Here is a 26,294-nt window from a genome sequence, read left to right as displayed (position 1 = left end):
GGCATACTCGACGGGTGAGCACGCTTCCCGATATCCGTACCCTGCCCGTGCCCGACGGCCTGGAGGGCGAGCGCGTCGACGCCGCCATCTCCCGCATGTTCGGCTTCTCCCGCACCAAGGCGGCCGAGCTCGCCGCCGCGGGGAAGGTCACGGTCGACGGGTCGGTGGTCGGGAAGTCCGAGCGGGTGCACGGCGGCGCCTGGCTGGAGGTCGAGATGCCCCAGGCGCCCGCGCCGGTGCAGGTCGTCGCCGAGCCGGTCGAGGGCATGGAGATCGTCCATGACGACGACGACGTGGTCGTGATCGTCAAGCCGGTGGGCGTGGCCGCGCACCCGTCGCCTGGCTGGACCGGGCCGACCGTCATCGGCGGGCTCGCCGCCGCCGGGTACCGCATCTCCACCTCGGGCGCCGCCGAGCGCCAGGGCATCGTGCACCGCCTCGACGTGGGCACGTCCGGCCTGATGGTGGTCGCCAAGTCGGAGTACGCGTACACGTCGCTGAAGCGCCAGTTCAAGGAGCGCACGGTCGACAAGCGGTACCACACGCTGGTCCAGGGCCACCCCGACCCGACGAGCGGCACCATCGACGCGCCCATCGGCCGGCACCCCAACCACGACTACAAGTGGGCGGTCACCGCCGACGGCAAGCCGTCCGTCACCCACTACGACCTCATCGAGGCCTTCCGCGCGGCCTCCCTGCTGGACGTGAAGCTGGAGACGGGCCGCACGCACCAGATCCGCGTCCACATGTCCGCCCACCGCCACCCGTGCGTGGGCGACCTGACGTACGGCGCCGACCCGACGCTCGCCAAGCGGCTGCGGCTGACCCGGCAGTGGCTGCACGCGGTGCGGCTGGGCTTCGAGCACCCCGGTGACGGCCGGTGGGCGGAGTTCTCCTGCGGCTACCCCGACGACCTTCAGCAGGCCCTCGACCAGGTCCGCGAGGAGACCTACGGATGAGCGGCACGCCCGCGTACTCGGTGCGCGTCGCCGAGGACCCCGCCGACCGGGAGGCGTGCTTCGTGCTGCGCAAGGAGGTCTTCGTCGGCGAGCAGGGCGTCCCCGAGGACATCGAGTACGACGCCCATGACGCCGGCGCGGTGCATGTGCTGGCGGTCCGCGAGGACGGCGTGCCGCTGGGGACCGGGCGGCTGCTGCACGGAGCGGCGGCCGCGGCGAAGACCGCAGGCGGCGGCCCGTCGGTGGGCTCGCTGGGGCGGCTCGCCGTCTCCCGGGAGGCGCGCGGACTCGGCGTCGGCGCCGCGCTGGTGCGGGGCATCGAGGAGGCGGCGCGCGCACGCGGGCTGACCGCGGTGGACCTGCACGCGCAGACGCACGCGCTGGGGTTCTACGAGCGGCTGGGTTACCGGGCGTACGGCCCGGAGTTCCCGGACGCGGGGATACCGCACCGGGCGATGCGACGGGAGTTGTGAGCACCGACGCGGGTGTCGCGGCGTCGAAACGGGCAAGGCGGTGACAAGCGGGGCGCGCGTGACAGGCTGGAGCCCTGGTTGTTCGTGATCTTCTATACCGCCGGAGCCTGACCGTGGACCAGCTGGCCCTGCTGTTCGTCCTTCTGCTCGGGGCCGTGGTGAGCGTCCCGCTCGGAGACCGGTGGGGGCTGCCCGCGCCGGTCCTGATGACGTTGCTCGGGATCGTCCTCGCGGTCCTCGACTTCGTGCCCAACGTGAACGTCCCGCCCGGTCTGATCCTGCCGCTGCTGCTGCCGCCCCTGCTCTACGCGGCGGTGCGGCGGACGTCCTGGCGGCAGTTCACGGCGAACAAACGGCCGATCTTCCTGCTCGCCGTCGCGCTGGTCTTCGTCACGATGGCGTGTGTCGCCACCGTGGCCCACGCGATCGTGCCGGGACTGCCGCTCGCCGCCGCCTTCGCCCTCGGGGCGCTGGTCGCGCCGCCCGACCCGGTCGCCGCCACCGCCGTGGCCGGGCAGCTCGGGCTGCCGCGCCGGCTGGTGTCCATCCTGGAGGGCGAGGGGCTCTTCAACGACGTCACGGCCATCGTGCTGTACCACGTGGCGATCACGGCCGTCGTCAGCGGGACCTTCTCGCCGTGGAAGGCGGGGCTGGACCTGGTGCTGTCCGCCGTGGTGGCGGTGGCCGTGGGCGTCGCACTCGGGTGGGGCGCGAACAAGCTGATGGACCTGCTCGGGGACGCCACCCTGCAGATCGGGCTGACGCTCCTCGTGCCCTACGCCTCCTACGTGATGGCGGAGGAGTTCCACGGCTCCGGGGTGCTCGCGGTGCTCACCACCGCGCTGTTCCTCGCCGAGTACGCCACCGATCCCGACGACGTGATGACCCGGCTGGCCGGGCACACCTTCTGGGACATCGTCGACACCCTGGTCACCGGTGTCGCCTTCGGGCTGATCGGGCTGGAGCTGCACAACGCGATCCGCACGGCGTCCGGGCGGTGGGGCGAGATGCTGGGGTGGGCGGCGGCCGTGCTGGTCGTCGTCGTGCTGGTCCGGCTGCTGTGGCTGCTGCCGGCCACCTGGGTCACCCAGCGGATGCACGCCAAACGGGATTACGACGAGGACATCCCGATGACCTGGCGGGAGACCGTCGTCATGTGGTGGGCCGGGATGCGGGGGGTGGCCTCGGTGGCGCTGGCGCTCGCCATCCCCCTGACGACGGATGCGGGGGCGGGCTTCCCCAAACGGGACGAGATCGTGTTCATCGCGTTCGGGGTGATCATGGGGACGCTGGTGCTCCAGGGGCTGACGCTGCCGTGGCTGGTGCGGCGGCTCGGGGTGCAGGCCGACACGGACCGGGAGAAGGAGTTCGAGAAGCAGCTCGCGGTGCGCGCGGCGAAGGCGGCGAAGCGCAGGCTGCGCGAGATCGAGGCGGAGGAGGAACTGCCGGAGGAGCTGTCGGAGCAGATGGTCCGGCGGGCCTTCGACATCGGGCTGCGGATCAGTCCGGACATGGGGGAGGACGAGCGGCGCGAGGGGCACGAGCACCGGGTGCGGCGGCTGAAGCGGGTGCGCCGGATCCAGGGGGAGATGCTCAGCGCGGCCCGGCACGAGGTGGTCGCCGCGCGCAGCGAGCCGGGGGCGGACCCCGAGATCGTGGACCGGGTGCTCCGGCATCTCGACGTGCGCAGTCTGAAGTGAACTCCCGCCCGCGGAGCGTGACCGGCGGGTTCGTTCTTCGTGGCGGGGTTGTGAACCGGCCCTGAAGGGGCCGGGGGCGACCTTAGGGTCGGGGACATGGCACGCAATGTGGTGATCAGTGGCGGAGGTACGGGGATCGGGCTCGCGGCGGCGCGGAGGTTCGCCGCCGACGGGGACCGGGTGCTGCTGCTCGGGCGGCGCCGGGAGGTGCTGGAGAAGGCCGGGGTGGACGGAGCGCTCACCTACGCCGCGGACCTCGCCGAGCCCGACGAGGTGCGGCAGGTGGCGCTGTTCGTCGAGGAGACCCTCGGCACGGTGGACGTGCTCGTCCACGGGGCCGGCGGGAACGGGCGACTGGAGCCGCAGCCGGACAGCGACGACCCACTCGACCGGGTCGCGTACGAATGGAGCGTCAACTTCCGGCTCAACACCCTCACCGCGGCCCTGCTCACGGAGGCGCTGAAGGACCGGCTGGCCCGGCCGGGCGGGCGGGTGCTGTTCGTCGGCTCGATCGCCGCCTACCGGGGCTCCGGCAGCGGAGCGTACGGCGGCGCCAAGGCCGCGCTGCATCCGTACGCGCACGATCTGGCCCGCCGGCTCGGACCGGAGGGCGTCACCGTGAACGTCGTCGCGCCCGGGTACGTCGAGGACACCGAGTTCTTCGGCGGGTCCATGGACGAGGAGCGGCGGGAGCGGCTCGTCGCCCAGACACTGAACGGACGCGCCGCGACGCCCGGGGACGTGGCCGCCACACTGCACTGGCTGGCCTCCCCGGGCGCCGGACACGTCACTTCGCAGATCGTGCAGGTCAACGGCGGCGCGGAGCGCGGACACTGAGGCCCCTTCAGCGCCCCTGAGGACCCCTCGGGTTCAGCGGTCCGCGCCCGACGGTTCGTGGGCGCGCCGCTGACGCGGGGGCGTCTTGTCGAGGCCCGGCGCACCGTCGCCCGGCGCCTCGCCGTCCGAGGCGCCGGGCGGCAGCGGGGCGTCCGCGGTGTTGACCCGGGGCAGCGCGTAGGGGTGCTCCTCGGTCAGCCAGCGGATCATCCGCTCGCGCACGGTGACGCGGATCGTCCAGATGTCGTCCGAGTCCTTCGCCGTCACCAGAGCCCTGACCTGCATGGTGTTCGGGGTGGTGTCGGTGACGTCCAGGCCGTAGGCGCGGCCGTCCCAGGCCGGCGACTCCCGCAGGATGTCCCGGAGCTTCTCGCGCATCGCGTCGAGCGGGGCCGAGTGGTCGACGTGCCAGTAGACGATGCCCGTCATCTGCGGTGTGCCGCGCGACCAGTTCTCGAACGGGTTGGACGTGAAGTACGACACCGGCATGGTGATCCGGCGCTCGTCCCAGGTCCGCACGGTCAGGAAGGTCAGGGTGATCTCCTCGACCGTGCCCCACTCGCCGTCCACGACCACCGTGTCGCCGATGCGCACCATGTCGCCGAAGGCGATCTGCAGCCCGGCGAACATGTTGCTCAGCGTGGACTGCGCGGCGACACCGGCGACGATGCCGAGGATTCCGGCCGAGGCCAGCAGCGAGGCGCCCGCGGCGCGGAACGCCGGGAACGTCAGCAGCATCGCCGCCGCGGCCACCACGCCGACGACGGCGGACACCACCCGCATGATCAGCGACACCTGGGTGCGCACCCGACGCACCCGGGCCGCGTCGCGGTGCATGCGCGCGTAGCGGCTGTACGAGGTCTCCACGACGGCGCCGGCGATCCGGATCACCAGCCAGGCGGCCGCGCCGATCAGCGTCAGCGTCAGCGTCCGGCCGACCGCGTCCTGGTGCTCCGGGAGCAGACGTGCCTCGTCGTACGACCCTCTCAACAACGCCGCGCACAGCACGAGCTGGTACGGGATCCGGCCACGGCGCAGCAGACCCCACAAGGGAGTCTCCGGATGCCGGTGGTCGGCTTTGGACAAAAGTCGGTCGGTGGCCCATCCGATGAACAACGTCAGCAGGACCGAACCGCCGACCACGATCACGGGGCGGAGCAGGTTCTCCATGCCTTGGCGCGTAACCGGCTCGACCGGACCTTGAACATGTGCCTTTTGTGAAGAGTCCCACGTGCCGTGCTGCGAGGGGCGGCTCAGGAGGCGTTGTCAGCGGCGGCTGGCACCATGGCCTCATGAACATCATGCTCTTCCATTCGACCTATGGACTGCGCCCCGCGGTGCGTGCGGCGGCGGACCGGCTGCGTGCCGCCGGGCACGAGGTGTGGACCCCGGACCTGTTCGACGGGCAGACGTTCGACACGGTCGAGGAGGGCATGGCCCACAACGAGGGCATCGGCAAGGACGAGCTGCTGAGGAGAGCGGTCCTGGCCGCCGCGCCCTACTCCGACCGGGGCCTGGTCTATGCCGGGTTCTCGCTCGGCGCGTCCGTCGCGCAGACCCTCGCCCTCGGTGACGCCAAGGCGCGCGGCCTGCTGCTCCTGCACGGCACCTCCGACCTCGCGCCGAACGCCTCGGTGGACGAGCTGCCGGTGCAGCTGCACGTGGCGGAGCCTGACCCGTTCGAGCCGGACGACTGGCTGAGCGCCTGGTACCTGCAGATGGGCCGCGCGGGCGCCGACGTGGAGGTCTACCGGTACGCGGGGGCCGGCCACCTCTACACCGACCCCGACCTCCCCGACTACGACGCGGAGGCCGCCGAGGCCACCTGGCGGGTGGCGCTCGGCTTCCTCGACACGCTGTAGCGGCCGTGACCGGCCGTCACACGGGGTCGTACGTCCGCTCGACCTTCTGCGTGCCGCTGCGCGTGCGGTACGAGCGCGACCACGCGGAGGTCGCGTCGGCCCGGGTGCGGTCGGACAGGACGTAGTAGTCCATCTGCGCACGCTCGGCGGTGATGTCCAGCACGCCGTAGCCGTGCCGGTCGGTGTCCACCCAGTGGACGTGGCGGTTGGTGGCCTGGACCAGCGGGGCGGCGACCGCGGCGACGGTGCCCTCGGGGACCTTGGCGATGTCGTCGAGGTTGTCGGAGGTCACCGAGGTGACCACGAACTCCGTGGCGGCCGAGGCGGACAGCGGGTAGGTCCCGGCGTTCACCGGCACGTCGTTGGCCCAGGCCATGTGGATGTCGCCGGTGAGGAAGACGGTGTTGCGGATGGCGTTGGACCGCAGGTGGGCGAGGACTTCGCGGCGGTCGTCGGTGTAGCCGTCCCACTGGTCGGTGTTGAGGGCGAGGCCCTCCTGGGGCAGGCCGAGCAGTTTGGCGAGCGGCTTGAGCACGGACGCGGGGAGCGCGCCGAGGGCCAGCGGCGAGATCATCACGGAGTTGCCGACGAGCCGCCAGGTGGTGTCGGACGCCGTCAGCCCCGTCTTGAGCCAGTCGAGCTGGGCCCGGCCGGTGAGGGTGCGCTCCGGGTCGTCGACGTCGCCGTCGCCGAACTTGACCTGCTGGGAGCGGAAGGAGCGCAGGTCCAGCAGGGAGAGGTCGGCGAGCTTGCCGAAGCGCAGCCGGCGGTAGGTGGTGCCGGCGAGCGCGGGGCGCACCGGCATCCACTCGAAGTAGGCCTGCTTGGCGGCCGCCTGACGGCTCGTCCAGCTGCCCTCCGCGCCCTCGGTGTGGTTCTCCGCGCCGCCCGACCAGGTGTCGTTGGCGAACTCGTGGTCGTCCCAGATGGCGATGACCGGCGCCTTGGCGTGCAGGGCCTGCAGGTCGGGGTCGGTCTTGTACCGGGCGTGCCGGATGCGGTAGTCGGCGAGGGTGAGGATCTCGTGCGTGGGCGCGTGGGGCCGTACGACGGCGCCGCGCGCGCAGTACTGGCCGGTGCCGTACTCGTAGATGTAGTCGCCGAGGTGCAGCCAGGCGTCGAGGTCGCCGCGGGCGGCGAGATGGCGGTAGGCGGAGAAGTAGCCGGCCTCCCAGTTGGCGCAGGAGACCACGCCGAAGCGCAGGTTCGCCACCGACGCCTGGGCCGCCGGCGCGGTGCGGGTGCGCGCCGCCGGCGATTCGGTCCCGCCGGCCAAGAAGCGGAACCAGTAGTCGGTGGCCGGGGCGAGGCCGCGCACGTCGGCCTTGACGGTGTGGTCCGAGGCGGCGGTCGCGGTCACCGTGCCCTTGGCCACGACGCGCGTGAGCGCCCTGTCCTCGGCGACGACCCACTCGACCTCGGTGTCCGGGCCGAGCCCTGAGCCGGGTATCGCCTCGGCGGTGGGCGTCACCCTCGTCCACAGCAGGATCCCGTCGGGCAGCGGGTCCCCGGAGGCGACGCCGTGGAGGAAGGCGGGGGTGTCCGCGGCGGCCCTGGCGGGCAGCGCGGCGGCGAGCGGCCCGGCCAGCACGGCGGTGGCGGCCGCGGCCTTGACGACCGTGCGGCGGCGCGGGGCGAGGGAGGCGGCGCCGTCAACGGGCGCGGAGGAGCTGTCAGTTGATCTGTATCGACTGGTCACAGGCGATCAGATTACTGACCAGTACGCCGAAGAGCGGGCGAACTGCCGAAAGTTCGCCCGCTCTTCGGTTGTGCGTCAGCCCTTGAGGGCCTTGCTGAGCGCCGTGTTGAAGTCCTCGACCGTCATCGGCGCGTCCTTGCCGTTCGGGCCGGTCATCGTCTTGCCGTCCATCTTCAGCGTCGGCGTGCCCCTCACCCCGCTGTCGTCGAACGTCTTGGACATCTCCAGGGCCCACTTGTCGAAGGTGCCGTTCTTCACGGCGTCCTGGAACTTCTTGTTGCCCTTCAGGGCGGGAACGGTGTCCGCCACCTTGATCAGGTAGCTGTCGTCCTTGAACTTGTCGTCGCTCTCCTCGGGGTGGTACTTCGCCGAGTAGAGCGCGGTCTTGTACTCCAGGAACGCTTCCGGGCCGACGTTCAGCGCGGCGCCCAGGGCGCTCAGCCCGTTCTTGGAGCCCTCACCGCCGAGGCCGTTGTCGAGGAAGGTGGCGCCGACGAACTGGATCTTGTACTTGCCGGCGTCGTAGTCGGCCTTGACCGTCGCGCCGACGGTCTGCTCGAACTGGGCGCAGACCGGGCAGCGCGGGTCCTCGTACATGGTGAGGGTGTTCTTGGCGCTGCTCTTGCCCATGACGACGGTGGTGCCGTTCTCGCCGGTGGTGTTGGCCGGCTTGACCAGCTTGGCGTCCTTGGCCTCTTCCCAGTAGCCCGGCTTGTTGGCCTGGACGACGGCGTAACCTATGCCGCCGGCCAGCGCCAGCACGCCGACGGCCGACAGGGCCACGATGACCTGCCGCTTGACCTTGGCCCGCTTGGCCTCGCGCTCGCGTTCGACGCGCAGCCGCTCCCGCGCCGCCGTCTTCGCCGCCTGGGTGTTCCGCTTGCTCATATGGGTGTTCTCCTGTGGGACGCGCACGACAGGGGTGCGCGGAATACGTGTAGGGGGACGTGGTCGTGCTCAGACGAGGGCGGCCCGGCGCGGTGGGCCGCGGAGTCCCAGGGAGTGCACGAGGATCCGCTCGCGGGCGGTGGCCGCACGGTGCGCGGGCCGCGGCAGGCGGCGGGCCGCCGGGGCACGTCGTACGGTCGCGGCGGAGACGGCCAGCAGCAGCGGCCGGAACGTCGCCGCGGCGGCCGCCCGCAGCAGCTGGGCCAGCGCCCGCTCGCCCCGGCGCAGATAGGCGGCGGCGACGGAACCGACGACGACATGGGTGCCGAGGAGCAGCCAGGCGGTGGCCGGGTCGGCGTGCGCGAGCACCCCGCCCAGCCTGTTCGGGTCGGCGCCGGCGACCTGGGCCAGCGGTGCGCCGACGCGGGTGCCGTCGCCGCACAGAACGTCCCAGCCGACCGAGGCCAGCGGGCCGGCGACGGGGCCGCCCGCCCGGCCGTAGCAGACGTGCTGGCCGGTGGTGAACACCGTGTCGGCCGCCAGCTCCAGCGGGATCAGCAGCGCGGCGATCCGACCGAAGCCGCGCTCTCGGCCGGCGAGGGCGTAGGCCAGGGCGAACACGGCGGCCGCGACGGCGGCCACCGTGTTGAGCGGCAGCGGGGCCCGGGACAGCAGGACGTGCGACGCGGTGCTGAGCGTCACGACGAAGGCCGTGAACAGCGCCGCGCGTACGGCTCTGAGTCGGGTCCCGGATATGTCCATGGCGCTGGAAAGTGTGTCACGCGGCGCGGTAAGGGACCGCTAAAGGGTCCCCGCCGGAGCCCTATTCGTTATGGACGATTCGTTATGGGCGCGACAAGGACTCCCGTCACAGCCCGGGGATCCGGCCGTTGCGGAACAGGTCGACGAAGATCTGGTGGTCCGCACGCGCGCGTGCGCCGTACGCGTGCGCGAAGTCGACCAGGAGCGGCGCGAAGCCGTCCTCGTCGGCCGCGATGGCCGCGTCGATCGCCCGCTCCGTGGAGAAGGGCACCAGCGACTCGCCGGAGGTGTCGTCCGCCGCCGCGTGCATCGTGGCCGTGGCCCGGCCCAGGTCGGCGACGACGGCCGCGATCTCCTCCGGGTCGTCGATGTCGCCCCAGTCGAGGTCCACCGCGTACGGCGAGACCTCGGCGACCAGCTGGCCCGCCCCGTCCAGCTCGGTCCAGCCCAGCCACGGGTCCGCGTGCGCCTGCAGGGCGCGCTGGGAGATCACCGTGCGGTGGCCCTCGTGCTGGAAGTAGTCGCGGATCGCCGGATCGGTGACATGACGGGAGACCGCCGGGGTCTGCGCCTGCTTGATGTAGATCACGACGTCGTTCTCCAGGGCGTCGCTGTGACCCTCCAGCAGGATGTTGTACGACGGCAGGCCCGCCGAGCCGATCCCGATGCCCCGGCGGCCCACGACGTCCTTCACCCGGTAGGAGTCCGGGCGGGCCAGAGACGTCTCCGGCAGCGTCTCCAGATAGCCGTCGAAGGCCGCCAGCACCTTGTAGCGCGTGGCCGCGTCCAGCTCGATGGCGCCGCCGCCGGGCGCGAAGCGGCGCTCGAAGTCGCGGATCTCGGTCATCGATTCCAGCAGCCCGAAGCGGGTCAGGGAACGCGCCACCCGCAGCGCGCCGAGCAGCGGGCCGTCGGCCGTGTCCAGCGTGAACGGGGGCACCTCGTCGCGCTTGGCGCCGCCGGCCAGCGCGTGCACGCGCTCGCGGTACGCGCCCGCGTACACCTCCACCAGCTCGGTGATCTGCTCGTCCGAGAGCGCCTTCGCGTACCCGATGAGCGCGATGGAGGCGGAGAACCGCTTCAGATCCCAGGTGAACGGGCCGACGTACGCCTCGTCGAAGTCGTTGACGTTGAAGATCAGACGGCCCTGGGAGTCCATGTAGGTGCCGAAGTTCTCCGCGTGCAGATCGCCGTGGATCCACACGCGCGAGGTGCGCTCGTCCAGGTACGGGCCGCTGAACTCCCCGCCGGCGCCGCGCCCGGGGTTCTCCCGCTCCAGGTCGTGGTAGAAGAGGCAGGCCGTGCCCCGGTAGAAGGCGAAGGCCGACGCGGCCATCTTCCGGAACTTCACGCGGAACGCGGCCGGGTCGGCGGCCAGGAGCGCGCCGAAGGCGGTGTCGAAGACGGCGAGGATCTCCTCGCCGCGAGGCTCGTCGTTGAGCTGCGGAACCGACATCGCGGGGTGCCTCCTGGTGCATGACATGGACGACAGCGTCTCTGTCGTCCTGCAACGTGCGGCCGCGCGCGGAAGTGCCCGCGACCCGCTGAGAAGGTACGCGGGCGAGCCGCCGGAGTGTCACCGCCGAGGCATAGACTTCGACGCTGTCCCCCCTGCCGAGTTTTCCGCCTGGAGGCCGAGCCGTGTCAAAGCCGCCGTTCACGCACCTGCACGTCCACACCCAGTACTCGCTGCTGGACGGTGCCGCGCGGCTCAAGGACATGTTCAACGCGTGCAACGAGATGGGCATGACCCACATCGCGATGTCCGACCACGGCAACCTGCACGGGGCGTACGACTTCTTCCACTCCGCGAAGAAGGCCGGAGTCACCCCGATCATCGGCATCGAGGCGTATGTCGCGCCCGAGTCGCGCCGCAACAAGCGCAAGATCCAGTGGGGCCAGCCGCACCAGAAGCGCGACGACGTGTCAGGTTCGGGCGGTTACACGCACAAGACGATCTGGGCGGCCGACGCGACGGGCCTGCACAACCTCTTCCGGCTCTCCTCCGACGCCTACGCCGAGGGCTGGCTGCAGAAGTGGCCCCGCATGGACAAGGAGACCATCTCCCAGTGGTCGGAGGGCCTCATCGCCTCCACCGGCTGCCCCTCCGGAGAGCTCCAGACCCGGCTGCGCCTCGGCCAGTTCGACGAGGCGCTGAAGTCGGCCGCCGAGTACCAGGACATCTTCGGCAAGGACCGCTACTTCCTGGAGCTGATGGACCACGGCATCGAGATCGAGCACCGGGTCCGCGACGGCCTGCTGGAGATCGGCAAGAAGCTCGGCATCCCCCCGCTGGTCACCAACGACTCGCACTACACGTACGCGCACGAGGCGGGGGCGCACGACGCGCTGCTGTGCATCCAGACCGGCAAGAACCTCTCCGACCCCGACCGCTTCCGGTTCGACGGCACCGGCTACTACCTGAAGTCCACGGAGGAGATGTACGCCATCGACTCCTCGGACGCCTGGCAGGAGGGCTGCCGCAACACGCTCCTGGTGGCCGAGCAGATCGACACCACCGGGATGTTCGAGGCCAAGAACCTCATGCCCAAGTTCGACATCCCGGAGGGCTACACCGAGGTCACCTGGTTCAAGGAGGAGGTCCGCCGCGGCATGGAGCGCCGCTTCCCCGGCGGCATCCCCGAGGACCGCCAGAAGCAGGTCGAGTACGAGATGGACGTCATCATCCAGATGGGGTTCCCGGGGTACTTCCTCGTCGTCGCCGACTTCATCATGTGGGCCAAGAACAACGGCATCGCGGTCGGCCCCGGCCGAGGCTCCGCCGCCGGCTCGATCGTCGCCTACGCCATGGGCATCACCGACCTCGACCCGATCCCGCACGGCCTGATCTTCGAGCGGTTCCTCAACCCCGAGCGCGTCTCCATGCCCGATGTCGACATCGACTTCGACGAGCGCCGGCGCGTCGAGGTGATCCGGTACGTGACCGAGAAGTACGGCGCCGACAAGGTCGCCATGATCGGCACCTACGGCAAGATCAAGGCCAAGAACGCCATCAAGGACTCCGCGCGCGTGCTGGGCTACCCGTACGCGATGGGCGACCGCCTCACCAAGGCGATGCCCGCGGACGTCCTCGGCAAGGGCATCGACCTCAACGGGATCACCGACCCCTCGCACCCGCGCTACAGCGAGGCGGGCGAGATCCGCTCGATGTACGAGAACGAGCCGGATGTGAAGAAGGTCATCGACACCGCCAAGGGCGTCGAGGGCCTGGTCCGGCAGATGGGCGTCCACGCCGCCGGCGTGATCATGTCCAGCGAGACCATCACCGAGCACGTCCCTGTGTGGGTGAGGCACACCGACGGCGTGACCATCACCCAGTGGGACTACCCGAGCTGTGAGTCGCTCGGCCTGCTGAAGATGGACTTCCTCGGTCTGCGCAACCTCACGATCATGGACGACGCCGTCAAGATGGTGAAGTCCAACAAGGGCGTCGACCTGGAGCTGCTGAGCCTCCCGCTGGACGACCCCAAGACCTTCGAACTGCTCCAGCGCGGCGACACCCTCGGCGTCTTCCAGTTCGACGGCGGTCCCATGCGTTCGCTGCTGCGGCTGATGAAGCCCGACAACTTCGAGGACATCTCCGCCGTCTCCGCGCTCTACCGTCCCGGCCCGATGGGCATGGACTCGCACACCAACTACGCGCTGCGCAAGAACAAGCTCCAGGAGATCACCCCGATCCACCCCGAGCTGGAGGAGCCCCTCCGGGAGGTCCTGGACGTCACCTACGGCCTGATCGTCTACCAGGAGCAGGTGCAGAAGGCCGCGCAGATCATCGCCGGGTACTCGCTCGGCGAGGCCGACATCCTCCGCCGGGTCATGGGCAAGAAGAAGCCCGAGGAACTGGCGAAGAACTTCGTCCTCTTCCAGAAGGGCGCCCGCGAGAAGGGCTACAGCGACGAGGCCATCCAGGCGCTGTGGGACGTGCTGGTCCCGTTCGCCGGCTACGCGTTCAACAAGGCGCACTCCGCCGCGTACGGCCTGGTCTCGTACTGGACCGCCTACCTCAAGGCGAACTACCCCGCCGAGTACATGGCGGCGCTGCTCACCTCGGTCAAGGACGACAAGGACAAGTCCGCGATCTACCTCAACGAGTGCCGCCGCATGCGCATCAAGGTGCTCCCGCCGAACGTCAACGAGTCCATGTCCAACTTCGCCGCCCAGGGCGACGACGTGATCCTCTTCGGCCTCTCCGCCGTGCGCAACGTCGGCACCAACGTCGTCGAGTCGATCATCAAGTGCCGCAAGGCGAAGGGGAAGTACAGCTCCTTCCCCGACTACCTCGACAAGGTCGAGGCGGTCGTGTGCAACAAGCGCACCACGGAGTCGCTGATCAAGGCCGGGGCCTTCGACACGATGGGGCACACCCGCAAGGGCCTCACCGCGCAGTACGAACCGATGATCGACAACGTGGTCGCGGTCAAGCGCAAGGAGGCCGAGGGGCAGTTCGACCTCTTCGGCGGCATGGGCGAGGAGCAGAGCGACGAACCCGGGTTCGGCCTCGACGTGCAGTTCACCGACGACGAGTGGGACAAGACGTACCTGCTCGCGCAGGAGCGCGAGATGCTCGGCCTGTACGTCTCCGACCACCCGCTGTTCGGCCTGGAGCACGTGCTGTCCGACAAGGCCGACGCGGGCATCTCCCAGCTCACCGGCGGCGACTTCGGCGACGGCGCGGTCGTCACCATCGGCGGCATCATCTCCGGTCTCCAGCGCAAGATGACCAAGCAGGGCAACGCCTGGGCGATCGCCACCGTCGAGGACCTCGCGGGCTCCATCGAGTGCATGTTCTTCCCCGCCACCTACCAGCTCGTGTCGACCCAACTCGTCGAGGACGCCGTCGTCTTCGTCAAGGGACGCCTCGACAAGCGGGAGGACGTGCCGCGGCTGGTCGCGATGGAGCTCCAGGTCCCCGACCTGTCCAACGCGGGCACCAACGCGCCCGTGGTGCTCACCATCCCGGCGGTGAAGGTCACCCCGCCGATGGTCAGCCGCCTCGGCGAGATCCTCAGCCACCACAAGGGCGACAGCGAGGTCCGCATCAAGCTCCAGGGACCCACCAAGACGACGGTGCTGCGCCTGGACCGGCACCGGGTCAAGCCCGACCCGGCGCTCTTCGGCGACCTGAAGGTGCTGCTCGGCCCGTCCTGCCTGGCCGGCTGACCGCGGCGCGGTCGCGCTGACACACCGAGGGGCGCATCCGGCAACGGATGCGCCCCTCGGTGTGTGAAGACGTCAGTTGTGGCCGAAACGCTTCTTCCGGCCCTTGTGCGCCGAGTCGCCGGGTGTCGGCTGCGCGAGGTGCGGTTCGCTCTGCGTCTCCAGGGACGGCTGCTGGGCCTCCTGCCGACCGCGCTGCGACTGGGGCTGCTTACGCTCACGGTTCTTGTTCTTGGCCATGGGGATCTGCCTCCTTCGAGGGTTGGGGCCAGGGCCGCGACCAGATTCACATAGCCCGACTTACACCGCATGTCGGATAATTACCGTCTGTGACAGGCTCGGTCGGAGCGTCCCGCCCCGAAACGCCACGCCGAAGATCGAGTTCGGGCCGTTAACCCCCGCGCCGTCGGGCAGACTCGAAGCAAGCCCGAAGCAAACCTCCCGGAAAGAGGGTGAGTCGTGTGGACCGCTGCATCGTCCTGGTGGACGCCGGGTATCTGCTGGGGGCCGCCGCGAGTCTCCTCGCCGGGGAGCCCTCGCGGTCCCGCATCACCGTCGACCACTCCGCGCTCGTCCAGGGACTGCGCGAACAGGCCGAGTCCGACACGGAACGCCCACTGCTGCGCATCTACTGGTTCGACGGCGCCCCCGACCGCGTCCCGCAGCCCGAGCACCGCCGGCTGCGCGTGATGCCCCGGGTCACCGTCCGCCTGGGCGCCCTGACCCGCAGCGACGGCCGCTGGGCGCAGAAGGGCGTCGACGCCGCCATGCACGCCGAGCTGACCGAACTGGCCCGCAACCGCGCCTGCTCCGACGTCGTGCTGGTCACCGGGGACGGTGATCTGCTGCCCGGGATGATGGCCGCCAAGGAGCACGGAGTCGCCGTCCACCTGTGGGCCGTCCAGGCTGCCGACGGCGACTACAACCAGTCCGAGGACCTGGTCGCCGAGGCCGACGAACGGCGCGTGCTGGACCGTACGTGGATCACCAAGGCCGTCCGCGCCAAGGACCACGGCGGCGTCTGCGCGCCCCCGCCCGCGCCCCGGCCCGAGATCGCCGCGATCCTCTCCGCGCCGCTGCCCGACTCCGGCCTCGCCCCCGCCGGCGAGCGGCCCACCGATGAGGGCGAGCGCGCGCCCGCGCCCCCCGCCTCCGGCAACGGCACGCAGGAACGCCTCCCCACGCCGAAGGGCGTCCCCACCCCCAAGGACCTCGCCGCGCTCCGCGCCCCCGGCGCCCAGACCGTCCAGCACCCCCCGACGGCGACCCTGCGCTGGTCCTCCGACAAGGGCTGGGTCGACCGGCCCGGCGTCGCCGCCGAACCCGCCGAGGCCTCCTCCATGCCGACGCTCGCCCAGCTCACCACGGCCGAGCAGCGGTGGGCCGACCGCGAGGAGGACATCACCACCGTCGGCGGCGACCCCTTCGAGGTCGGGCAGGTCTTCGCCCGGCGCTGGACGGACCGCCTCGGCGACCAGAGCCATCTGCAGAAGCTGTCCGGCATGTACCCGCGCATCCCCCACCGCGTCGACGGCGAACTCCTGCGCTACGCGGCCCGCTTCGGCCTGCTCGCCCACAAGGACGACCAGATCGACGAACACGACCGCTACGCCATCCGTGCGGGCTTCTGGAGAGAGGTCGACATCCGCACGGCAGCGGAACGAACCCCGGCCGCCGACTGAACGAGGCACCGCGCACGGCCGACCGCACCTGTCGGGAGTCGTGCGGGGGTGGGGGGAATGCCCCGGAGGGGGTGGCTGGATGCCCCCGAGGGGGAGTGGGGGGTGTGGACCCCGTAGTCTCGTCCCTTGTGAGTACGCGCGCGGCATCGGCACCTCGGCACCGGCATGAGGTCGTGTGCGCCGTGCGCGACCTGACCAAGACCTACCCGGCGGTGCGCGGGCGGCGCGGATCCCCCGCCACGCCGGAGGTCCGCGCCACCGACGACGTACGGCTGGAGGTCCGGCGCGGCGAGATCTTCGGGCTGCTCGGGCCGAACGGAGCCGGCAAGTCCACCCTCGTCCGCCAGGTCACCGGGCTGATGCGCCCCGACACGGGCAGCGTGGAGATCCTCGGCCACGACATCGTGCGCCACCCCGAGCGGGCCGCCCGCCTCCTCGCCTACCTGGGCCAGGAGTCCACCGCGCTCGACGACCTCACGGTCTCCCTCGCCGCCGAGACCACCGGACGCCTGCGCGGCCTCGACGCGGGGCAGGCCCGCCGCGAGCGCGACGACGTCCTCGACGAACTCGGGCTCACCCCGCTCGCCGGACGGCCGCTGCGCAAACTCTCCGGCGGGCAGCGCCGGCTGGCCTGCTTCGCGACCGCCCTGGTGGGGGAGCGGCCCCTGCTGGTGCTGGACGAGCCGACCACCGGCATGGACCCCGTCGCCCGGCGCGCCGTGTGGGCCGCGGTGGACCGGCGGCGCGCCGAGCGCGGGACCACCGTTCTGCTCGTCACCCACAACGTCATCGAGGCCGAGACCGTCCTGGACCGGGTCGCCGTCCTCGACCGGGGCCGCGTCATCGCCTGCGACACGCCGTCCGGGCTGAAGGAACGCGTCGCCGGCGAGGTGCGGGTGGAACTGGTGTGGCGGGAGCGGCCCCCGCTGGACGTGCCGGAGGTCGCCGCGCTGCGCGAGCGGGCGCTGGAGGCCGGGCGCCGCTGGACGCTGAGGCTGGCCCCCGAGGAGGCCCGCGCGATCGTCGCCACCGTCACCGGCGGGGCCGCCTTCGCCGCCCTGGACGACTTCACCCTCGCCACGCCGAGCCTGGAGGACGTCTACCTGGCGCTGGGCGGCGCCGCCCGCCAAGGGCTGGTGAGGGTGTGAGCGCACAGGCCGCCGGCACCGGCGCCACGGCGACCGGGTTGAGCACGACAGCCACGGCATCCGTACCGAACAGGACGACTGGCGGAGTGGACTTTCGAGAGGGAGAGCAGCGCGACGTGAGTGTCGTACCCGCAGAGGTTCTGCCGAACGGCGTCCTCGCCGTGGACGGGCAGCCGGCCCGGGAGGCGGCCGAGCTCGGCCCGCGGGCCCGGCTGTGGCCGTCGCTCGTGGCCGTCTACCGGGCGCAGCTGTCCCGCGCGCGCGTGGCGCGCATCCCGCTGCTGTTCGTGGCGACCTTCCAGTCAGTCGGCATCCTGATCATGATGCGCGGGGTCGTCGACGGCGGGCGCGAGGCGCAGGCCGTGGTCGCCGGCTCGGCGGTCCTCGTCGTCGCCTTCGTGGCGCTGAACCTGCTCGCGCAGTACTTCGGCCAGCTGCGGGCGAGCGGAGGCCTGGACCACTACGCGACGCTCCCGGTGCCGCCCGCGGCGGTCGTGCTGGGGGCGGCGGGCGCGTACGCGTCCTTCACCGTCCCGGGGACGCTGGTGACGGCCCTCTTCGGCTGCGCGCTGTTCGGGCTGCCGGTGGCCCACCTGTGGGTGCTGGCGCTGGTGATCCCGCTCGCGGGCGCCGCGCTGTCCGGGCTCGGCGCGGCCTTCGGGCTGCTCGCGCCCCGGCCCGAGCTGGCCACCGTGCTCGGCCAGCTCGGCATGTCCGCGGCGCTGCTGCTCGGGGTGCTGCCGCCCGACCGGATGCCGGAGGCGGTCCGCTTCGCCCGCGACCTGCTGCCCTCCACCTACGGCGTCGAGGCGTTCGCGCGGACCTTCCGGACGAGCCCCGACTGGGCCTTCGTCCTCGGCGACCTCGCGGTGTGCGCCGCTGTCGGCGTCGTCTCGCTGGCCGTCGCGACCTGGGCGTACCGTCGGGCCGCCGTCCGATGACGCGTCCCACCGGGTCGCCTGGCACGATGTCAGGGTGACCGCACCGCTGACTCCCCCTCCGCCCCCGCACGACCCGTCCGCGCACGAGGCCTGGCCCCCGCCGGGCGGACACCCGGGGTATCCGGGCGCGGCGGCCCCCGCCTCGTACGGGCAGGACGGCCCGGGCATGAAGACCGAGCTGCGGGAAGCCGCCGTGGTCACCGTCGCGGTCACGGTCGCCGGCCTGGCCCTCGGACTGCTGTGGGTGTGGCTCGCGCCGCGGCTGCCGCTGGTCGGCGGCGTGCTGGACGGCCGCTGGGTGGTCTACCCGGCCGACGCCGAGGGCGAACAGGCCGCGGGCGCGGACGGGACGTTCACGCTGCTGGCGCTGGCCTGCGGGGCGCTGAGCGCGCTCGCGGTCTTCCTGTGGCGGCGGCGCGGCGGGGTGCCCCTGGTCGTCGCGCTGGCCGTCGGCGGCTTCCTCGCCTCGCTCGTGGCGTGGCGGCTCGGGATATGGCTGGGCCCGGCCCAGGACGTCATCGCGTCCGCGAAGGCGGCGGGCCAGGGGAAGACGTTCTCCGGCCCGCTGAAGCTCACCGCGAAGGGCGCCTGGCTGGCCTGGCCGGTGGCCGCACTCCTGGTCCACCTGGCCCTCACCGCCCTGTTCGGCCCCCGCGACCCCGAGCCGTACCCCCAGGCGCCGCCCCCGAAGACCCCCGAGGGCGGTCCCGCCCAGCCGGCCGAGTAGCGCTCAGCGCCGCCGTCGGGCGACCGCGGTGCTGCTGCGGCGCCGGACACGGCGGCCCCGGGCCCACTTGGCCCTCACCGCCCCGTTCGGTCGCGCGATCCCGAGCCGTACCCCCAGGCGCCGCCCCCGAAGACCCCAGACGGCGGTCCCGCGCAGCCGGCCGAGTAGCGCTCAGCCTCGCCGTCGGAGGCGGTCCGCCCGGCCACGGGGCCTCACGCGCGGCCGATCGGTGCCAGCACCGCGCCGGTGAGTTCGGCGAGCGCGGTGGGTGACAGCTCGACCTCCAGGCCCCGCCGGCCCGCCGAGACGCACACGGTGGCGTGGGCCTTCGCCGAGTCGTCGAGCACCGTGGGCAGCCGCTTGCGCTGGCCCAGGGGCGAGATCCCGCCGCGCACATAGCCCGTGGTGCGCTCAGCGAGCGCCGGGTCCGCCATGGCCGCGCGCTTGCCGCCGACCGCGGAGGCGAGCGCCTTCAGATCCAGCGAGCCCGCTACGGGGACCACCGCGACGGTCAGCGCGCCGTCGACGTCCGCGACGAGGGTCTTGAAGACCCGGTCGGGGGAGACGCCCATCGCCTCGGCCGCCTCCTCGCCGTAGGAGGGGTGGGCCGGGTCGTGGTCGTAGGAGTGGACCGTGAAGTCCACGCCCGCGGCCGTCAGGGCCACCGTGGCGGGTGTGCCGCCGGCCTGCTGGGTCTTCTTGGCCTTCCTCGCCATGCCTGCCTTCCCGTCCGTCGTCCGTCAGTTCAGGCTCGTCGGCGCACGCGTCAGCTCGGCGGCGGGCAGCGAGGGCAGGCTGCGCAGGATCGCCGTCTCCGCGCGCAGCAGCTCCAGCTCGTCGCGCAGCCGGGAGGCGGTGTCCGGGGCCTGGAGCAGCCGCTGCTTGGCCGGGGTGTCCAGCATCATCGCGGCGGCCACCAGGTACGACACCACCGACGGCTCGTCCGGCAGGTCGGTGCCGGTGGCCAGCGAGCGTTCGCGTGCTCCCGCCAGCCGCTTCTGGTACTGGCGGAAGGCCCGCAGCACGCCCTCGGCGAGCGTGCCCGCCTCGTCGCCCTGCTCCTCCGGCAGCTCCTCCAGCTCCGCCGTCAGGAACGCCCCCGACGCCTCCACCGACACGAGCCGCGCCCGGGTCGTCCCGGTCGCCAGCACCTCGAAGGTGCCGTCGGCCCGCTCCCGGATCGTCGCCGCGTCGGCCACGCAGCCCACGCCGTGGAACGCCCGCGCCGGGTCCTCCCCGAAGCCGGCCGCGGGCCCCCGCTGGGGGGTGGCCGTCGGGTCGGGCATGCCGGGGGAGCTGGGCGCCACTTCGTGGCCGTCGCGGATGGCGACGACGGCGAAGCGGCGCGGTTCCTCCTCGGGCGTCTTCAACAAGTCGCGCATCAGGGCGCGATAGCGCTCCTCGAAGACGTTGAGCGGGAGGACTAGCCCCGGGAACAGCACCGAGTTCAGGGGGAAGAGCGGCAGCCGGACGGTGGTCACGGCGCAGAAGCCTAGTGGCCCCGGGGGAGCGCGTGTTCCCCGTGCCCACCGAGTGGATGCCCCGACGGCTGCCCGGAGGGTCCCGCGACCACGCCCTCGCGCACCGCGAGGAAGTGCCCCAGCGGGTCGTCCGACAGCCGGCCCCAGGGGAAGGACGTGGCGTACGGGCCGATCAGGCGCAGCTGGGCGAGGGCGTCGTCACGTCGGCCGAGGCGGACCAGGACGTACGTCAGGAGGTTGCGGATCTCGGCCGTCCACGGGTCGGCGGCGGGGAAGCGCGCCGACAGGACGGCGGCCCGGTCCGCGGCGTCGTCGAGCCGGGCGCGCGGCACCTCGGGACCGCAGCCGTCGGTCAGGTACGCGAAGGCCGCGCGGACCGGCATCGCCTGCAGGAGCGAGTGCGCCGGGGCGTCCTGCGCGGCCCGGTCGGCGAAGTCGAAGCACTCGCGGTGCGAGCCGTGCCAGGACTCGGCGAGATAGCGCTTGGCGGCCACATGGCAGCCGTAGTGGTGCGGGGCGCGCCGCACGGCGGCCTCCCACAGCTCGCCGAAGTACTTGTGGCCGGCGCGGGTGCCGCGCGCGTGGTCCAGCGCGATCCGCCACGGCACCGGGTCGCGGACGTCGGCCTGCGCGGCCGCCGTGATCAGCGGGCTCACCTCGCGCAGCAGCTCGGTGCGGGCCGGCGAGGGCCAGGCGCGCGTCACCGCGAGCTGGGCGGCCACCAGCAGGACGTCGGGGTCGCGCGGCGCGGCGGCACGCCACTCCTCGAACCATTCGGGGCGCGAAGACGCGAAGGACGCGAGGCGGGTCGCGTACCGGTCGCGGTACTCCCAGTCGGCCCGGTCGCGGGTGTCGGCCAGGAGCGCGGCGGCGGCCTCGTACGTGCCGAGCCCGGCCGCGACCAGCGCGGGTCCGAGACGGTCGTCGGGCGCGTCGAGGAGCACCTCGTCATCGGCGGGGAGCCCTGCGAGGAGGTGGGGGGCGAGGGTCCGCGCGCGCCGGGACGCGACCGTCCGGGGGGCACGGATGAAGGGGGGCAGCAGAGCCATGGTTTCGCTATTGAAAAGCCGCGACTCCCGGATGCGCCAGAGGGCGACGGCAACCTGTGGAAAGTTGTACGACCGTAGGTCAAGGGAAGGTAAAACTGCGCGGTGGTGACGCCGCAGGCCAGGGCGGGGTCAACCGCGCCGGAGCAGCCGTGTCGCGCCCGCCGCCACCGTCGTGGCCAGGATCCAGCCCAGCAGGATCATCGCCGCCTGGAGCCACTGCCAGCCGCCGTTCAGACGCCACTGACCGGTCTGGCCGAGGTCGATCACCGGCAGCAGCAGATCCAGGGTGAACAGCGCCGGGTTGTACGGCGGGTGCCCCTGCGGGTTCACCGGCGGATGGTCGGCGTGCGCGAACGCGAGCGAACCCGCCGCCCACAGCACCGCCATCCACACCGCGGCCCGGCCCGGCCGGTACCCGTAGGCGACGGCCCAGTCCTGCACGTACCCCCACAGCTTCGCCGCCGGCGGAAGCGTCTCGCGCCGCCTGCGCTGCTTGGCCAGCAGCACCTCGCGCGCGTCCTCGTCCTCACCGCCGTCCCGCAGCACCGCCGCCAGCCGCTCGTACGGCTCCGGCTGGTACTCGGCGGTCGCCGCCGCCACCCACTCCAGCCGCTCGGCCAGCGGGAACGGACCCTGAGGCACCAGATTCTCGTAAGCGAAGCCGCCCATGTGCAGACGCCCCGGGCCCGGCCAGGCGGCCGCGCGGTCCACCAGGTTGACCACCCGCGCCCCCGACAGCACCACCTTGCCCCGCTGAGGCTTCTCGCCTAAGAAACGCAGCTCGGGCGTCTGCACCCGGCGAAGCGACAGCTCCTGCTCGTCGGTCAGGTCGAAACGGGCCCGCTCCAGGTCGACGGCGTCCCCGAACCGCCCGTCGTCCAGCCGCACCCCGCCCCGGCACTCGAAGCGCTGGACACGCGTCCCGCGCGCGGGGGTCGTCCCGCTGAGCGCCGTGCCGCCCACGCCCGCCGGCGTCAGATAGACCGAGCGCTCCACGGTCAGCTGCGGCGCGTTCAGCGCGAACCGGGTGTACGGGTTCGTCAGCCGGGCCCCGCGCAGACTCAGCGACACGCCGATCTTGGCGCTGCGCAGCCGCAGCTCACCGTGCGACTCCAGCAGCTCGGCCTGGAGGTCCTGGCCGACGGTCAGACCGTCGGCGGCGATCGAGCGCCCGGTGCGGTCGCGGTAGACGATCGCCTGGTTGAGCAGCAGATCGGTGCCTATGTGCGCGTCGGTCAGCCGCACCCCGTTGTGGAAGCGGCAGCGCGGAAGATGCAGGTCGCCCTCCGTCTGGAGCCGGGCCGCCTCCAGCCGGGGCACCGAGCAGTCCACCATCCGCAGCGTCGTCACCCGCGCCTCCGGGAGCAGCACGTCCCGCTCGAACCGGCAGCGTTCCAGCTCGACGTACGGCTCCACCGTGCCGCCCGCCAGGTCGAGCGTGCCGCTGATCCGCACCCCGGTCAGCTTCAGCGAGGCCACCCGGCCCGCGAGCGCGGTCGGCCCCGCCAGCAGCAGCCAGGCCACGATCCGCGCCCGCACCGTGCGCTCCTCGCCCCACGGATGGCCCCCGTGCGGATCGTCGACGACCGCCTCGCCGCTGCTCAGGTCGTACACACTGCCGTTGCGGAAGGCCTCCCACATGCCCGCCTCGGCGGTGGTCAGGTCCTCCGGCACCCCCTGCCCGGCGTGGACGCCGGCCCCCTCGGTCACGCTGTCGTGTCCCTCCTGCTGCTCGCGGCTCACGGTCCCCGCGCAACCCGTTGATGCCCGCCCCGCCACCGCCTGACGCTACGGCTGAGGGGGATCTTCCGGATCCGGCCACGTTCTGTATCAGCCATTGATACGCGCGGACGCCCCCCGATTCCGGTCTGAGACAATTGACGACGTGCTCTCCCGAATCGATCTGCGCGGCGACGCCCTCCCCGAGGGCCCCGCCCTGCGCGACCTGCTGCCCCGAGCCGACTTCGACGTCTCGGCCGCCCTGGAGAAGGTGCGCCCGATCTGCGAGGCCGTGCATCATCGGGGCGACGCGGCACTGATCGACTTCGCCGAGAAGTTCGACGGGGTCCGCCTCGACCAGGTGCGGGTGCCCGCCGAGGCCCTCAAGCGCGCGCTGGAGGAACTCGACCCGGCCGTGCGCGCGGCCCTGGAGGAGTCCGTCCGCCGCGCCCGCCTCGTCCACCGCGCGCAGCGCCGTGAGACGCACACCACCCAGGTCGTGCCGGGCGGCACCGTGACCGAGAAGTGGGTCCCCGTGGAGCGCGTCGGGCTGTACGCGCCCGGCGGGCGGTCGGTCTACCCGTCCTCCGTGGTGATGAACGTCGTCCCGGCCCAGGAGGCCGGCGTCGGATCCATCGCGCTCGCCTCCCCGGCGCAGGCCGACTTCGGCGGCCTGCCCCACCCGACGATCCTCGCCGCGTGCGCCCTGCTCGGCGTCGACGAGGTGTACGCCGCGGGCGGCGCGACCGCCGTCGCGATGTTCGCCCACGGCACCGAGTCCTGCCCGCCCGCGAACATGGTCACCGGCCCCGGCAACATCTGGGTCGCCGCCGCCAAGCGCTACTTCACCGGCAAGATCGGCATCGACGCCGAGGCCGGCCCGACCGAGATCGCGGTCCTCGCCGACTCCACGGCCGACCCGGTGCACGTCGCCGCCGACCTCATCAGCCAGGCGGAACACGACCCGCTGGCCGCCGCCGTGCTGGTCACCGACTCCGTCGAGCTGGCGGACGCGGTCGAGAAGGAACTGCAGCCGCAGGTCGCGGCCACCCGGCACATCGACGACCGGATCGTCCCCGCCCTCGAGGGCCGGCAGTCCGCGATCGTCCTCGTCGACGGCGTCGAGGAGGGCCTGCGGGTCGTCGACGCCTACGGCGCGGAGCACCTGGAGATCCAGACCGCCGACGCGGCCGCCGTCGCCGCCCGGGTGCGCAACGCCGGCGCGGTCTTCGTCGGCCCCTGGGCCCCGGTCTCCCTCGGCGACTACGCCGCCGGCTCCAACCACGTCCTGCCCACCGGCGGCTGCGCCTGCCACTCCTCCGGCCTGTCGGTGCAGTCCTTCCTGCGCGGCATCCACATCGTCGACTACACGCGCGAGGCGCTGGCCGACGTCGCGCACCACGTGGTCACGCTGGCGGAGGCGGAGGACCTGCCGGCGCACGGCGCGGCGATCAAGGCAAGGTTCGGCTGGAAGGTACCGACGAGCAAGTGAACCTCGGAATCGACGATCTTCCCGTACGGGACGAGCTGCGTGGCAAGTCCCCCTACGGCGCGCCCCAGTTGGACGTCCCCGTACGGCTGAACACCAACGAGAACCCCTACCCGCTGCCCGAGCCGCTGGTCGAGCGGATCGCCGAGCGGGTGCGCGAGGCCGCCCGGAACCTCAACCGCTACCCGGACCGCGACGCCGTCGAACTGCGCACCCGGCTCGCCGAGTACCTGACCGACACCTCCGGGTACGAGGTCGGGCTCGCCAACGTGTGGGCGGCCAACGGCTCCAACGAGGTCATCCAGCAACTGCTGCAGACCTTCGGCGGGCCCGGCCGCAGCGCGATCGGCTTCGAGCCGTCGTACTCGATGCACGGCCTCATCGCGCGCGGCACCGGCACCGGCTGGATCTCCGGCCCGCGCCATGACGACTTCACCATCGACGTCGCCGCCGCGCGGAAGGCGATCGCGGAGCACCGGCCCGACGTCGTCTTCGTCACCACCCCCAACAACCCCACCGGCACCGCCGTCCCGGCCGAGACCGTCCTCGCCCTGTACGAGGCGGCGCAGGCCGCCAAGCCGTCCATGGTGATCGTGGACGAGGCGTACATCGAGTTCAGCCACGGCGACTCGCTGCTGCCGCTGCTCCAGGACCGGCCGAATCTCGTCGTCTCCCGCACGATGTCCAAGGCCTTCGGCGCGGCCGGACTGCGCCTCGGCTACCTCGCCGCGCACCCGGCCGTCGTGGACGCCGTGCAGCTGGTCCGGCTGCCCTACCACCTGTCGGCGGTCACCCAGGCGACCGCCCTGGCCGCGCTGGAGCACACCGCCACACTGCTGAAGTACGTCGAGCAGCTGAAGGGGGAGCGGGACCGCCTGGTCAGCGAACTGCTGGGCCTCGGCTACGAGGTGACCGCCTCGGACGCCAACTTCGTGCAGTTCGGCCGGTTCGACGACGCCCACGCCGTCTGGCGGAAGATCCTCGACCGGGGCGTCCTGGTCCGGGACAACGGCGTGCCCGGGTGGCTGCGGGTCACCGCCGGCACGCCCGAAGAGAACGACGCGTTCCTCGACGCGGTCCGGGAGATCAAGAAGGAGCAGGGTTCATGACTCGCGTTGGACGCGTGGAGCGTACGACCAAGGAGACGGCCGTCCTGGTCGAGATCGACCTCGACGGCACCGGCAAGACCGACATCGCCACCGGCGTCGGCTTCTACGACCACATGCTCGACCAGCTCGGCCGGCACGGTCTGTTCGACCTCACCGTCAAGACCGACGGCGACCTGCACATCGACTCCCACCACACCATCGAGGACACCGCGCTCGCGCTCGGCGCCGCCTTCCGGCAGGCCCTCGGCGACAAGGTGGGCATCTACCGCTTCGGCAACTGCACGGTCCCGCTGGACGAGTCCCTCGCCCAGGTCACCGTCGACCTCTCCGGCCGCCCCTACCTCGTGCACACCGAGCCCGAGAAGATGGCGCCGATGATCGGCGAGTACGACACCACCATGACCCGGCACATCCTGGAGTCCTTCGTCGCCCAGGCGCAGATCGCGCTGCACGTGCACGTGCCCTACGGGCGCAACGCGCACCACATCGTGGAGTGCCAGTTCAAGGCGCTGGCCCGGGCCCTGCGCTACGCGTCCGAGCGGGACCCGCGCGCGGCCGGCATCCTCCCGTCCACGAAGGGCGCGCTGTAGG

The 26,294-nt window shown here is 72.2% G+C and carries 23 protein-coding genes; 13 read left to right on the top strand and 10 right to left on the bottom strand.

Going from position 1 to position 26,294, the window contains the following annotated elements; genetic code table 11:
- Positions 1-14: 14 nt before the first annotated feature.
- The 4 genes from ACFYXA_RS14305 (at position 15) to ACFYXA_RS14290 (ending at position 3,969) form a co-directional block, all read left to right on the top strand.
- Entirely contained in the window at positions 15-959 is a 945-nt protein-coding gene (locus ACFYXA_RS14305) for an RluA family pseudouridine synthase (RefSeq protein ID WP_130437226.1), read from the top strand.
- Positions 956-1,432, top strand: a complete 477-nt coding sequence (locus ACFYXA_RS14300) for a GNAT family N-acetyltransferase (protein ID WP_352246290.1) — start codon at positions 956-958, stop codon at positions 1,430-1,432. The genes ACFYXA_RS14305 and ACFYXA_RS14300 overlap by 4 nt, the downstream gene beginning before the upstream one ends.
- A gap of 113 nt (positions 1,433-1,545) precedes the next feature.
- Positions 1,546-3,132, top strand: coding sequence for a Na+/H+ antiporter (locus ACFYXA_RS14295; protein WP_389032329.1), 1,587 nt, complete (start codon positions 1,546-1,548; stop codon positions 3,130-3,132).
- Between the two features lie 96 nt (positions 3,133-3,228).
- Positions 3,229-3,969 (top strand): SDR family oxidoreductase, encoded by a 741-nt coding sequence (locus tag ACFYXA_RS14290; RefSeq protein ID WP_352246288.1) that lies wholly within the window; start codon positions 3,229-3,231, stop codon positions 3,967-3,969.
- A gap of 33 nt (positions 3,970-4,002) precedes the next feature.
- On the opposite strand, the gene ACFYXA_RS14285 is transcribed toward ACFYXA_RS14290, so the two are convergent.
- Positions 4,003-5,139, bottom strand: coding sequence for a mechanosensitive ion channel family protein (locus ACFYXA_RS14285; protein WP_389032325.1), 1,137 nt, complete (start codon positions 5,137-5,139; stop codon positions 4,003-4,005).
- A 122-nt stretch (positions 5,140-5,261) separates the two neighbouring features.
- On the opposite strand from ACFYXA_RS14285, the gene ACFYXA_RS14280 reads away from it, so the two are divergent.
- Positions 5,262-5,831, top strand: a complete 570-nt coding sequence (locus ACFYXA_RS14280; protein WP_351093171.1) for a dienelactone hydrolase family protein — start codon at positions 5,262-5,264, stop codon at positions 5,829-5,831.
- A gap of 16 nt (positions 5,832-5,847) precedes the next feature.
- Here the strand turns inward: ACFYXA_RS14280 and ACFYXA_RS14275 are convergent, their stop codons facing one another.
- The 4 genes from ACFYXA_RS14275 to ACFYXA_RS14260 all read right to left on the bottom strand — a co-directional run bounded on the left by ACFYXA_RS14275 (position 5,848) and on the right by ACFYXA_RS14260 (position 10,636).
- A complete protein-coding gene (locus ACFYXA_RS14275) occupies positions 5,848-7,530 on the bottom strand; it encodes an alkaline phosphatase D family protein (RefSeq protein ID WP_389032321.1) in 1,683 nt (560 codons plus the stop codon).
- A 75-nt stretch (positions 7,531-7,605) separates the two neighbouring features.
- A complete protein-coding gene (locus ACFYXA_RS14270) occupies positions 7,606-8,418 on the bottom strand; it encodes a thioredoxin domain-containing protein (protein WP_389032318.1) in 813 nt (270 codons plus the stop codon).
- A 69-nt stretch (positions 8,419-8,487) separates the two neighbouring features.
- Entirely contained in the window at positions 8,488-9,180 is a 693-nt protein-coding gene (locus ACFYXA_RS14265) for a hypothetical protein (protein ID WP_389032315.1), read from the bottom strand.
- A gap of 106 nt (positions 9,181-9,286) precedes the next feature.
- Positions 9,287-10,636, bottom strand: a complete 1,350-nt coding sequence (locus ACFYXA_RS14260) for a DUF2252 domain-containing protein (RefSeq protein WP_352246283.1) — start codon at positions 10,634-10,636, stop codon at positions 9,287-9,289.
- Positions 10,637-10,821: 185 nt separating this feature from the next.
- Between ACFYXA_RS14260 and dnaE the strand changes: the two genes are divergently transcribed.
- Positions 10,822-14,361, top strand: a complete 3,540-nt coding sequence (gene dnaE / locus ACFYXA_RS14255; RefSeq protein ID WP_352246282.1) for a DNA polymerase III subunit alpha — start codon at positions 10,822-10,824, stop codon at positions 14,359-14,361.
- Between the two features lie 72 nt (positions 14,362-14,433).
- Here dnaE and ACFYXA_RS14250 read toward each other — a convergent pair whose 3' ends face one another.
- Positions 14,434-14,598 (bottom strand): hypothetical protein, encoded by a 165-nt coding sequence (locus ACFYXA_RS14250; protein ID WP_389032310.1) that lies wholly within the window; start codon positions 14,596-14,598, stop codon positions 14,434-14,436.
- Between the two features lie 221 nt (positions 14,599-14,819).
- Here ACFYXA_RS14250 and ACFYXA_RS14245 point away from each other — a divergent pair, with 221 nt between their 5' ends.
- From ACFYXA_RS14245 to ACFYXA_RS14230, 4 genes are all read left to right on the top strand, one after another.
- Positions 14,820-16,040, top strand: coding sequence for an NYN domain-containing protein (locus tag ACFYXA_RS14245; protein WP_389032307.1), 1,221 nt, complete (start codon positions 14,820-14,822; stop codon positions 16,038-16,040).
- Positions 16,041-16,213: 173 nt separating this feature from the next.
- A complete protein-coding gene (locus tag ACFYXA_RS14240) occupies positions 16,214-17,188 on the top strand; it encodes an ABC transporter ATP-binding protein (RefSeq protein WP_352246280.1) in 975 nt (324 codons plus the stop codon).
- Between the two features lie 116 nt (positions 17,189-17,304).
- Positions 17,305-18,129 carry an ABC transporter permease gene (locus ACFYXA_RS14235; RefSeq protein ID WP_351093156.1) on the top strand — a complete coding sequence of 275 codons (825 nt, stop codon included), beginning with the start codon at positions 17,305-17,307 and terminating at the stop codon, positions 18,127-18,129.
- Between the two features lie 34 nt (positions 18,130-18,163).
- Complete coding sequence (locus ACFYXA_RS14230; RefSeq protein ID WP_352246278.1) at positions 18,164-18,856, top strand: AAA family ATPase; 693 nt, start codon at positions 18,164-18,166, stop codon at positions 18,854-18,856.
- 212 nt (positions 18,857-19,068) lie between these two features.
- Here the strand turns inward: ACFYXA_RS14230 and ybaK are convergent, their stop codons facing one another.
- The 4 genes from ybaK to ACFYXA_RS14210 form a co-directional block, all read right to left on the bottom strand.
- Positions 19,069-19,572 (bottom strand): Cys-tRNA(Pro) deacylase, encoded by a 504-nt coding sequence (gene ybaK / locus ACFYXA_RS14225; protein WP_389032302.1) that lies wholly within the window; start codon positions 19,570-19,572, stop codon positions 19,069-19,071.
- Positions 19,573-19,596: 24 nt separating this feature from the next.
- On the bottom strand, positions 19,597-20,337 hold the full coding sequence (locus ACFYXA_RS14220) for an LON peptidase substrate-binding domain-containing protein (protein ID WP_351093151.1): 741 nt from the start codon (positions 20,335-20,337) through the stop codon (positions 19,597-19,599).
- A gap of 11 nt (positions 20,338-20,348) precedes the next feature.
- On the bottom strand, positions 20,349-21,386 hold the full coding sequence (locus tag ACFYXA_RS14215) for a hypothetical protein (protein WP_352246276.1): 1,038 nt from the start codon (positions 21,384-21,386) through the stop codon (positions 20,349-20,351).
- A gap of 129 nt (positions 21,387-21,515) precedes the next feature.
- The gene (locus ACFYXA_RS14210; RefSeq protein WP_352246360.1) at positions 21,516-23,096 is read right to left on the bottom strand and encodes an oxidoreductase; all 1,581 of its coding nucleotides are present in this window, start codon (positions 23,094-23,096) and stop codon (positions 21,516-21,518) included.
- 175 nt (positions 23,097-23,271) lie between these two features.
- Here ACFYXA_RS14210 and hisD point away from each other — a divergent pair, with 175 nt between their 5' ends.
- The 3 genes from hisD to hisB are packed head-to-tail and all read left to right on the top strand — an operon-like array spanning position 23,272 to position 26,293.
- Complete coding sequence (hisD, locus tag ACFYXA_RS14205) at positions 23,272-24,597, top strand: histidinol dehydrogenase (RefSeq protein WP_351093147.1); 1,326 nt, start codon at positions 23,272-23,274, stop codon at positions 24,595-24,597.
- Complete coding sequence (locus tag ACFYXA_RS14200; RefSeq protein WP_352246275.1) at positions 24,594-25,703, top strand: histidinol-phosphate transaminase; 1,110 nt, start codon at positions 24,594-24,596, stop codon at positions 25,701-25,703. Before hisD ends, ACFYXA_RS14200 begins: the two co-directional genes overlap by 4 nt.
- Entirely contained in the window at positions 25,700-26,293 is a 594-nt protein-coding gene (gene hisB, locus ACFYXA_RS14195) for an imidazoleglycerol-phosphate dehydratase HisB (RefSeq protein ID WP_130437248.1), read from the top strand. The genes ACFYXA_RS14200 and hisB overlap by 4 nt, the downstream gene beginning before the upstream one ends.
- Position 26,294 lies beyond the last annotated feature (1 nt).

Origin of the sequence: Streptomyces sp. NPDC002566 (assembly GCF_042889585.1) — a bacterium.
GTDB lineage: Bacteria > Actinomycetota > Actinomycetes > Streptomycetales > Streptomycetaceae > Streptomyces.
The sequence above is the reverse complement of the archived record's forward strand: the minus strand, read 5'-3'. Positions and strand labels throughout refer to the sequence as shown.

Coding starts and splice junctions, on each gene's coding strand:
- ACFYXA_RS14300 (WP_352246290.1), top strand. CDS start 956: ATGAGCGGCACGCCCGCGTACTCGGTGCGCGTCGCCGAGGACCCCGCC.
- ACFYXA_RS14290 (WP_352246288.1), top strand. CDS start 3,229: ATGGCACGCAATGTGGTGATCAGTGGCGGAGGTACGGGGATCGGGCTC.
- ACFYXA_RS14285 (WP_389032325.1), bottom strand. CDS start 5,139: ATGGAGAACCTGCTCCGCCCCGTGATCGTGGTCGGCGGTTCGGTCCTG.
- ACFYXA_RS14280 (WP_351093171.1), top strand. CDS start 5,262: ATGAACATCATGCTCTTCCATTCGACCTATGGACTGCGCCCCGCGGTG.
- ACFYXA_RS14270 (WP_389032318.1), bottom strand. CDS start 8,418: ATGAGCAAGCGGAACACCCAGGCGGCGAAGACGGCGGCGCGGGAGCGG.
- ACFYXA_RS14265 (WP_389032315.1), bottom strand. CDS start 9,180: ATGGACATATCCGGGACCCGACTCAGAGCCGTACGCGCGGCGCTGTTC.
- ACFYXA_RS14260 (WP_352246283.1), bottom strand. CDS start 10,636: ATGTCGGTTCCGCAGCTCAACGACGAGCCTCGCGGCGAGGAGATCCTC.
- ACFYXA_RS14250 (WP_389032310.1), bottom strand. CDS start 14,598: ATGGCCAAGAACAAGAACCGTGAGCGTAAGCAGCCCCAGTCGCAGCGC.
- ybaK (WP_389032302.1), bottom strand. CDS start 19,572: ATGGCGAGGAAGGCCAAGAAGACCCAGCAGGCCGGCGGCACACCCGCC.
- ACFYXA_RS14215 (WP_352246276.1), bottom strand. CDS start 21,386: ATGGCTCTGCTGCCCCCCTTCATCCGTGCCCCCCGGACGGTCGCGTCC.
- hisB (WP_130437248.1), top strand. CDS start 25,700: ATGACTCGCGTTGGACGCGTGGAGCGTACGACCAAGGAGACGGCCGTC.